The sequence below is a fragment of the Pseudomonas sp. R62 genome (genome assembly GCF_000257605.1).
GTDB lineage: Bacteria > Pseudomonadota > Gammaproteobacteria > Pseudomonadales > Pseudomonadaceae > Aquipseudomonas > Aquipseudomonas atacamensis.
Genome location: NZ_JH635999.1, coordinates 671,328 through 672,891, shown reverse-complemented (window position 1 = coordinate 672,891; position 1,564 = coordinate 671,328). Strand labels below are relative to the sequence as shown.

The 1,564-nt window shown below is 51.7% G+C and carries 1 protein-coding gene; it reads left to right on the top strand.

Annotation, left to right across the window (positions count from 1 at the left end):
* The coding region (locus tag OQK_RS30565; protein ID WP_038861518.1) for a hypothetical protein at window positions 1-1,564 on the top strand (1,564 nt) is incomplete at both ends.

Genomic DNA, 1,564 nt, shown 5'->3' with positions numbered 1-1,564 from the left:
CGTTTGGGTGTAGCCGCTTTGCACGTCCTGTTCAGAGATGATGCTGGACTGCTTCCCAGCTTTGCTAGGACAACGATTTCAAAGCTCGCCCGTGCGCACTTGTTATTTGAAAAGGATCCTTCTGATCGAGAGCTTGGAATGGTGTGCGGCGACCTAAGGCGTATCGTCGTAGAGGCCCTCCTTGCTGCGCCTGAAAATACCGACGCATTAATCTCTGAGTTTTTCGATAGCGCATCTTCTGAAGGCGAGGAGCGCTTAACCCAGATATATGAAGAGCTTTCGCGGCACTCAATACGGCTCGTTGAGGACTGTAGAGGCGCAATGACGTCCTCTGACGTTGCCGCGTATGTGGTGGTGCTGAGGCGTCTTCTCAACCTCGCAGGAACTTCTACAAATCAAAAGGTTCTGCGTCTCGTTGTTCAAGCGTTTAGAAACGAGCCAGATGAAATCGTCGCAGCTGGAAAGCAGAACATTGATGCTTTACTCGGCACAGCGGCTGTTTTAGATGCTCGCGTTGAAGCTTTTGAAGCGGAGCGAAACGCCACGCCAGCAGCCAACTTCAACGAGTACCTTGAGGCCCAGAATTCAGTAACTACCCTCTACCAACTCCGCGACTTATGTGCGCTGATAGCTGCCAAAGCCGCGAAGGGAAATGAACGGCTCGTTCTGTCTTACGTTGAATTCCTCAATAGTATCGATGAACAGAGCGATGGACTGAGCTCCACAATTATCAAAGCCACTCCATGCCTAATTGATAGCCCCTCCACACTAAATGTTGTTCTACCTCCTCTCTATTCATCGCTGGTCGGAGCCTCAGTTCGTAAACGTGCAGCTGCAGGTGAAGCTTTAGGAGAGCTAGGCAGAGCTCGTATTTCCGATCTCCCTGAGCTTGTACTAGAAGCGTTTGTACTGTTGTTGCTGGATCAGTATGTAATGGTACACAAGGCGGCCGTAAGCGCTCTTTCCAGCATCGATCTGCCAGAGCATCTAGAGCGACGTGCTGGTGAGGCTCTGTTGCAGCTCATCCCCTACTACAATGGCAAAAAGGATGAGCACAACTTTCTGATACGGTGCATTCGCTTACAAGTATCTCGGTTCGCATCCTCTGAACAGCTTCAGTACGGTCTTGGCAGTCTCTTCATCAAATTCTTGATGACAGCACCTGCCAATCTTCACGTCCGTGACCTCTCACGAATGGGGAAAGCGCTCGCTGCTTCCTCAAACTTTGCTGACTTAGTGATTCACACGCTCGATGATCTAGAACTGAGCGAGCACGGTGAAGAGGAAGCCAGCAGCCTTGTGCATCTAATTCCAGAAGCGGTAGCTCTGCAGCGGGCCGACGACTTAGTCAAATTGGTTAAGCGACGAACTGGACGCTTTATGCTGGTTGGGGCAGTAGTGGAGTTGCTCTCTCGCGTTGGTGCTTGGCCCCAAGCTGTTGCGGCGATGCAAGCCTCTTGGGAGGCTGTTCCAGATACGGCGCCGGAAAGACGCCTCAAGTGGCATCGGAGACTTCATGTGATTGCCGTGCAATTTGAGGCTGCAGTCGCTGCAAATGATCCCC